General features: G+C 40.0%; 8 protein-coding genes. All 8 read right to left on the reverse strand.

Annotated elements, in window-relative coordinates; translation table 11 throughout:
• Window positions 1-9: 9 nt before the first annotated feature.
• The 8 genes from EAI83_RS14655 to EAI83_RS14690 all read right to left on the reverse strand — a co-directional run bounded on the left by EAI83_RS14655 (window position 10) and on the right by EAI83_RS14690 (window position 7,541).
• Window positions 10-1,347 carry an aminotransferase class III-fold pyridoxal phosphate-dependent enzyme gene (locus tag EAI83_RS14655; RefSeq protein WP_129975898.1) on the reverse strand — a complete coding sequence of 446 codons (1,338 nt, stop codon included), beginning with the start codon at window positions 1,345-1,347 and terminating at the stop codon, window positions 10-12.
• A 241-nt stretch (window positions 1,348-1,588) separates the two neighbouring features.
• On the reverse strand, window positions 1,589-2,782 hold the full coding sequence (locus EAI83_RS14660; protein ID WP_161206387.1) for a PucR family transcriptional regulator: 1,194 nt from the start codon (window positions 2,780-2,782) through the stop codon (window positions 1,589-1,591).
• A 44-nt stretch (window positions 2,783-2,826) separates the two neighbouring features.
• The gene (locus EAI83_RS14665; protein WP_021652660.1) at window positions 2,827-3,537 is read right to left on the reverse strand and encodes a sulfite exporter TauE/SafE family protein; all 711 of its coding nucleotides are present in this window, start codon (window positions 3,535-3,537) and stop codon (window positions 2,827-2,829) included.
• 208 nt (window positions 3,538-3,745) lie between these two features.
• Window positions 3,746-4,519 (reverse strand): NifB/NifX family molybdenum-iron cluster-binding protein, encoded by a 774-nt coding sequence (locus tag EAI83_RS14670; protein ID WP_129975902.1) that lies wholly within the window; start codon window positions 4,517-4,519, stop codon window positions 3,746-3,748.
• Between the two features lie 243 nt (window positions 4,520-4,762).
• Entirely contained in the window at window positions 4,763-5,224 is a 462-nt protein-coding gene (locus tag EAI83_RS14675) for a glycoside hydrolase family 113 (RefSeq protein ID WP_243113518.1), read from the reverse strand.
• Between the two features lie 204 nt (window positions 5,225-5,428).
• The gene (locus EAI83_RS14680) at window positions 5,429-5,962 is read right to left on the reverse strand and encodes a family 1 glycosylhydrolase (RefSeq protein ID WP_129975904.1); all 534 of its coding nucleotides are present in this window, start codon (window positions 5,960-5,962) and stop codon (window positions 5,429-5,431) included.
• Between the two features lie 9 nt (window positions 5,963-5,971).
• Window positions 5,972-6,244 (reverse strand): hypothetical protein, encoded by a 273-nt coding sequence (locus EAI83_RS14685; RefSeq protein WP_129975906.1) that lies wholly within the window; start codon window positions 6,242-6,244, stop codon window positions 5,972-5,974.
• Window positions 6,245-6,689: 445 nt separating this feature from the next.
• Window positions 6,690-7,541, reverse strand: a complete 852-nt coding sequence (locus tag EAI83_RS14690) for a P63C domain-containing protein (protein WP_129975908.1) — start codon at window positions 7,539-7,541, stop codon at window positions 6,690-6,692.
• Window positions 7,542-7,687 lie beyond the last annotated feature (146 nt).

Consider the following 7,687-nt stretch of genomic DNA (forward strand, 5'->3'; position numbering starts at 1 on the left):
CCTGCTTTATCAGTCACAAAATTTTTCATCGACCATTGTAAGCACTTCATCAAGGATCGGGAGATACTCTTCCAGCTCCTCTTTCGTGATGATCAGTGGCGGACAGATTTCAATAAAGTTCTCACGTCCGAAGGTTGCAAAGCCACGTTTTTTTAATTCTGCAAATATCCACGGCATTACCGGTCCGGGTACGCCGTATTCCTGCATCGGTTCTCTGGTTTCTTTATTCTTGACTACTTCAAGTGCACCGAACAAACCGATACATCTTGCTTCACCAATACATTTATGCTTCTTTACCATCTCATCCATAAACGGAGCAACGATCTCGTGCATCTCAGCTACATGGCCCTCGATGTCGTGTTCTTTATAATATTTCATTGCTGCTACACCAGCTGCACATGCAAGTGTATGTCCACTGTAAGTAAGTCCGCACTGAAGAACATTTTTCTCAAAATACTCCGCAACCTTTTTACTTACAATACATCCGCCCAGCTGTACATAACCACAGGTAACACCTTTTGCAAATGTAATGATATCCGGTTTCATGTCAAAATTCATAAATGCAAACATTTTTCCTGTACGGTAAAATCCTGCCATAACCTCATCACAGATCAGAAGGATTCCATATTTGTCACAAAGTGCACGGACACCTTCCATATATCCGTCTGGAGGAAGAATGACACCGTTTGCACCTACTATAGACTCCATCAGGATCGCTGCCACATTTCCGGGGCCTTCATATCTGAGCTGCAGATCCAGCGCATCCAGATATTTTTTCGTTACCTCTGCATCATCAACTCCTTTTGTATATCCGTCACGATACATCTGAGGGTTCATAAAGTGTACGAACCCATTTGCACCACCGATCTCTGCTGCATATCTTCTCCAGTCACCGGAAGCATTGGATGCTCCAAGTGTAGCTCCATGATAGCTTCTGTAGCAGGAAAAGATCTTGGTTCTTCCGGTTACCATACGTGCCATTTTTATAGCATTCTCATTAGATTCTGCTCCACCATTTGTGAAGAAAACTCTCTTGTATGTATCTGCTCCTGCTGCTTCTACAAGCATTTTTGCCAGCATGCTCTTAGGCTCGGATGCATATGCCGGTGCCATGAAGCACATCTTATCAGCCTGTTCCTTGATCGCTTCAACGATCTCCGGAAGCTCATGTCCGAGGTTGGAACACACCAGAAGCGAAGCCATATCTGCATATTTTTTTCCATCATAATCGTAAAAATAAATTCCCTCGGCTCTTTCTACCGGTAAAGTATCTGCTCCTGATCTTGCCCATGACTGCATCACATAATCTTTGTGCATCTGTGCTACTTCTTTTCCTGTTAAACTCATAATAACTTCCTCCTCTTTATCTGTAATTCAGTTTTAAATATTGTTCATTTTTGCGGTAAACAAACTTATTATTTGTTGTAGAATAAGAAAAGCGCCCGGCCCACATTCATTTGTGAACCAGACGCCTTTGTCTTATCTGAGTCATATATTACTCTCGACACTGGCTGTCTGCAATAGACATCTATCCAATTATTTTTGTGCTGCAGCACAATCGTTATTATTCTACTGCCGCATTTTCCTTTTACATTTCATTCATCTGATATAACAGGAAACCCAGCCTCAGCTGAAAACGCACATCAAAATCAGAAAGATTTTTTCCAAGTATCTCAGCAGCCTTTCCAAGCTTATAATTAATTGTATTTCGATGTACGATCAATTCCTGTGACGCACTTTTGACACTGCAGTCGTTAGCCAGGTAGCACTGAAGTACTCTGACCAGATCTGAGTGGTTCATCTCATCATATTCATACAATGGAGCTACTGTATCTGCCAGATATTCTTTTATTGCTTCCTTATCTGTAAGTGTGAGCAGTACCCTGTAAATCCCAAGATCTTTGTAAAAAATAATCTTTCCGCCATCTGTGCTTTGCTCGCCCGGAACCTGACAGACACATAATAGATCAGACATTTTTTCCGCAAACTGATAGCTCTTATAAATCTGCCTGATCCCGGAAATCTGCTTACTTACACTTACAAAAATCTGTTCCTTCTGACATACCATCCTGCATAGTATCTGAAAAATCCTCTCTGTAGTTTTTCTGCATGCTTCATCAGAATAATCACACAAAACCAGAAGGATCTGCTTATCCTGGGCACAATACAAAATCCCATTATAATTACAGCGGATATGACTGCTCAGTTTAGATAAAATCTGCTCTAACCTTGTTCCTGTTACACGATCATTGTCTTCCAGAACACACACATTCACAACCGTATATGCACTGTCTGTAAAATACCCTTTTCTCATCAGTGCCGAAACATACAGTTCTTCCTGGGACGGACATAAAAAGGCATTGTTCAGTGCCGTCGCAACCTCAATTGCGTTCTGCTGCTCTTTTGTTATTGCAAAACATATGATCCGCATGATTTCAGCCATTCGAACCCTCCACGGTACTTCAAATACCGGGAATCCCTTTTCATTTGCAAAATCAATAACATCCTGTCCGATCTCACTGATATAAGGCCCTGTATTGATCACGATCCCACTGGCTTTGTTTCGCCATACTTCCTTTACCAGACGAAGAAGAGTCAGATTTTCATTCAGTCCTAATCCAGTTGTAAAAGTAAGCTCCTGTCCCTGCAGAAATGCAGAAATCGTGTCGCTGTCTACCATATGCGTCCATGACACTTCATGATCCAGTCCTGTCTCACCTGCTACCAGCTTCATCTCCAGATGCTGTACCTGTTTTATGATCTCACGCAATGTTACTGCCATATTTATACACCTTTCTCCACCGCAGCTTCCTGTGATCAACTGCATCAGACGATCAAAGATACTCCAGATATCAGAAGCAGTATATAAGTCAGATTCAGAAATACCTTCTGAGATACTTTACATACCAGCTTTTTACCTAACCATGTAGCTATAAGTAATGGCAGGATACTGATACAGATCAGTCGAATATCTGCCGTTCCAACCAGGCCGCTCCTGAACTGGGTAACCATCAGAAAAAAATTCAGCACCACCCATACAGGGGCCACTGTCGCACGAAATTCTTCTTTTTCTTTCAGTACCTGTGTTGCATAGATCACAAGTAAAGCCCCTCCTGATACAAACATACCATGAATTATCCCTGCCAGGATCAGAACTATCCACAAAATGAGATCCGGAAGTTTTTTCTCTGTATGGATGCACAGATTCTTTAATGCAACTACGACGATTATGATTCCATATATTGTCAGAAGAATATTTTCAGATTTCACGATCCGGCAGATCTGTATCCCTGCAAACATTCCAACCAACATGACCGCAGACATCTTAAGCAATTCTTTCCAGTTTATATGTCGATATCCGGTCACTGCGATCATCAGTCCGGACAGCCAGGCCATAACATTCAGGACCACCTTTGCATGATCCAGCCCAAGCAAATAAACGGAAGGCGGCATCGCCAATACCGTACCGGCAAACCCTGTGATAGCCTGAATAACATTAGAAACAAACAATACAAGCAAAAATAACAATTCTTTCATAAAGCATTCTTCCTTTTCTGTATTATCTGTTTACCGCACACTCTTTATCACTGCTGATAAAATAAAAAGACGCTTTGCAATAATGACTGCAAAACGTCTTTGTTTTTCTACACTCTTGATTTTAGCACGCTAAAAAGCAAAAGTCAACAGTTGCCTTTCTCCATTACCTTGACACATTCTTTTGTATTATTATTTTTTGCTATTTTTCTTAATGACAGCTATGGCTTCCACATCCATGCTCGCCACATGTATGTCCTTCCCCGTGGCTGTGCTCGTGATGAGAACATTTCACATCCGGATTATACTCCAGTGTTTCATTGATAAAAGCTTCTACTGCTTCATCCGCATCTCCGGAAACTCCTCCGAAAAGTTTAATGCCGGCTGCCGCTAACGCTGTCTGTGCGCCGCCTCCGATTCCGCCACAGATCAAAACATCTGCATTCAATGCTTTAAGAACTCCTGCCAATGCGCCATGTCCGCTTCCATTCGTATCTACTACTTCTGAATGTACTACTTTTCCTTCCTCTACATCGTAAATCTTAAATGTCTCTGTGTGTCCAAAGTGCTGGAAAATCTGTCCATTTTCATACGTTACTGCTATTCTCATGATACCTTCTCCTTTTTCCGCTGCATATTTTTGATGAAGCTCCTGCTTGTAACATCCTCCAAGTCCACAATTACTGCTCTGACCATCACAGATTTTGAAATCTCCACCTTCAATTTTAAGCGGATATCCATCAATGAGTGCATCTGCTATTTTCTTCCTGGCAATCTCATAAATTCGTTGAACGGTTGTTCTTGCGACTTGCATAGATGCTGCGCACTGCTCCTGACTATAACCTTTCTTGTCCAAAAGACGGATGGTTTCATACTCATCTACCGTCAGAACAATAGGTGTTTTTTTCTCAGTATCATCTGCCGGAAAGAATTCTAAAACATCGGGGAAATGGCAAACTTTTCTGCATTTTACTGGTCTCGGCATAAACTGCTCCTTTCTTGCTTTTCTTATATAATAGTTCTATAAAAGGCATATGTCAATAATATTTTTGACATATGTCCATATAGCTCAGCTAATAGTATTATATACAGCATAAACTTCTCCTCACGACACATATATTTCGATGTTTTTCCGCAAATCAACTATTGATAATGGAATAGAAAAAACAATCTGTCATAACAGAAATTAATCCCATCAAAACAGACTGTTCTTTTTCCTTTACAAATATTACATTAATGGGGTTCCTGCCTCATGCTCATAGAATCTCTTTATTATCTCCTGCACCGGTTTCTCACATATTTCATAGCTGTCGTCCTTCCATGCCTCGGAAGCAGAAGGCAGCTTCGGTGCCCACTCCCATAAAGCAAAGCCACGAAGCCATGGTCGTTTCTTACAGGCCTCAAACATTGCGCGATACCATTCACACTGTTCTTCCAGGAGAAGTTCTCCCTGCAATTCCCGGTTATTCGGAATCATCCCGGAACCTTTTCGCGACATACATCTCGCTTCGGCGAAGAAAAATGGTTTCCTATATTTTAAGACGGTTTTTTCGATACGATCCAGTTCCTGCTCCCATTGATCAATTGGATAATATCCGCTGGAAGAGATCACATCGACACAGTCCCACCAGGATACATGATCTTCCTGATATTTGTCCGTGTTATAAGACACCAGTCCATGATATTCCATTATTTTTCATCTTCTCTGCTCATCCAGCGTGCCCACGCTGCAAGGCCTGCAACATGCTTCACTTCCCCTGTTGCCACAAGCGTCTGGAATTCTTTTACTGAAACCTCATGAAGCTTCAATACTTCTGCCGGACCTAATGATTCTTCTCCAGATTTTCCACATCAGATCGCAAAAAGATGGATCTTCATATCCGGTCTCTTCTTTTTATAATTCGACTCCATTTGTTTCTATCACGTGTTTATACCAGAATGCTGAATCTTTCATAATTCTCTGCTGGTTCCTGTAGTCTACATATACAAGTCCAAATCTGTCTGAGTAACCCTTTGCCCATTCAAAATTATCCATCAAAGACCACTGGAAATATCCTCTGATATCTACTTCCTCTGCTGCCTTTTTCAGTTCCTGTAAATATCTTGCAAGAAAATCAATTCTGTTTGGATCATGCACCTTCCCAAATCCATCTGGTAAAACCCGTGACCAGTCGATGGAAAAGCGATAAGCTTTCAGGCCCATTTCTTTCATTAACTGAACATCTTCTTTATATCTGTGATAATGGTCGCATGCCACTTCGCCGGTGTGGCCGGAATATACTTTCCCAGGTTCTTTTGTATACACATCCCAGATGTGTTCACCTTTGCCATCTTCTTTTACTGCAACTTCGATCTGATATGCACTCGTTGCTGCACCCCAGACAAAATTCTCAGGGAATCCTACATTCTTTCCATTTTCTTTTCCCATATTTTTCTCCTATTGTTTAGCTTGTAATTCTTTTTCCGCATAGTGCTTCTCCTTTCCCAAAAAGAGAACGTCACTCCCCAAAATGCCTTGTTCTGTTCCTGAAAATCTCATACGTTTCAAAATTGCACTCGCATTTTTTATTCCAGAAAAATAAGAACTTTTTCTTCCCCAAAAGGAAAAATACATTTTGAAAAAAAGAGAAATGTATTTCCCAAAAACGAAGAGTTCTTTCCCAAAAAGAGAGTTTTTCTTCCCAAAAACATGGATTTTTCCTATTTTCACTTTTGGGGATTTTCAAGCCTGCTCCTGTAAAGCCTTTATTTATGCGGTTTCTGACGGATTTCAATTTTCCCAAAAATCACTTTTAGAAAAAACACTATGTTCATTCACACACTCCATTATCCACTTTTTCGCACTTTCTATTATCCAGTAAAAGTGAACCATATTTGCTCACAAAACCTCTCTTCTCCCACAAAAATAAGGCTCCGAACCTACTATGTAGATTCAGAACCTTAAAGTGTATAGATTATTCATTTTTACAAAAAACTGAATAATGAGGTTTGCGAACAAACATTTGCCTTTACTCAAACTCGCAAATAAAATCTTGTCACTATACACTTTTGTATAGGAATTATGGTTCTATCTGGTTTAATATGTGTTCCACTGTCCAAAGTCCACAAACTGTACTGAACGGTGTTATCAATTTGTTATCATGATTGTGTTATCACTATTTATCTTCTGCAATATCTAACTCTAATTGCACCGGTTCACCCATTGCCTTCTTAAATAATTTCTCAAATTCATCCCATGTATCTGACGCTTTCATCAACGCAATAGTTTGTTGCAATTGCTTATCCAGATTAGGAAGACCCGTATCTTCTGTTAAATGTTGATGAAATCTATTAGTTCTATTTCCAGCACGACTTTTTGGTGTTTTGCTTTTCAATTCTTCTAATACGCCTTGGGGTAAGTAATGATAAATATAATCATTAGTAAGTTTACCTGCATATGGTGTCTTCGCTTTACCTTTATACTCCCATCCTTTCAATCTAAACATTTGTTTATAAAACTCATCTGGGAATCTTTTGGCCCATGGCAATAACTCTTCACTTATATAAGCTTCTAGTACTTTCTGAAGTGCATCTCTATCCCTGTCAGCCTGATATCCTGTAACCTCATCAATAACTGCCACAAGGCCCGTTTTAGCAAATGCAGTCATAATTGCATATAATTTTTTAGCCGTCTGCACTTGTTTCTCCGTTTGAAGCACTCCATCGTGCATAGCGTCTATATATGCAGTACATAAATCCACAAATAATGAGGCTTCAAAAGGTAAAAATTTACGTCCTCGAACTCCTTTATATGTAGGCAACTCATTTCGATTTGCTTTTTCTAACCAATTTTTTAATTTATCGCTTAGATAAGGTGCTATCCATTGAGCATTTAAATTTCTTGCAAGTGCCTGGCTTCCATTACCAGTAAGTCCAATTGTTCTTGCTGCTCCTCGTAATGATAAAACTCTTTCCTCATTATCCATTACATAACATTCAATTTTAATATCTTTTTCTTTATCTAACACCCAAGTTCCATAATGTGTGACTTTTGGTTCTTTTCCATTCTCTCCCTCCTCTCAAGACAAATATATAATTAGGCGTTTGCGAAACGCCACAAGCCGCATAAATACGGCATTTTTTGTTACCTATAAACAAATAACTCCTCACCGGA

This window comes from Blautia sp. aa_0143 (assembly GCF_004167315.1).
In the GTDB taxonomy this organism is placed as follows: Bacteria; Bacillota; Clostridia; order Lachnospirales; family Lachnospiraceae; genus Blautia_A; species Blautia_A fusiformis.

Excerpts from the sequence above, each read along its gene's own strand:
- EAI83_RS14660 (WP_161206387.1), bottom strand. The coding sequence starts at position 2,782 with ATGGCAGTAACATTGCGTGAGATCATAAAACAGGTACAGCATCTGGAG.
- EAI83_RS14680 (WP_129975904.1), bottom strand. The coding sequence starts at position 5,962 with ATGGGAAAAGAAAATGGAAAGAATGTAGGATTCCCTGAGAATTTTGTC.
- EAI83_RS14665 (WP_021652660.1), bottom strand. The coding sequence starts at position 3,537 with ATGAAAGAATTGTTATTTTTGCTTGTATTGTTTGTTTCTAATGTTATT.
- EAI83_RS14675 (WP_243113518.1), bottom strand. The coding sequence starts at position 5,224 with ATGGAATATCATGGACTGGTGTCTTATAACACGGACAAATATCAGGAA.
- EAI83_RS14655 (WP_129975898.1), bottom strand. The coding sequence starts at position 1,347 with ATGAGTTTAACAGGAAAAGAAGTAGCACAGATGCACAAAGATTATGTG.
- EAI83_RS14670 (WP_129975902.1), bottom strand. The coding sequence starts at position 4,519 with ATGCCGAGACCAGTAAAATGCAGAAAAGTTTGCCATTTCCCCGATGTT.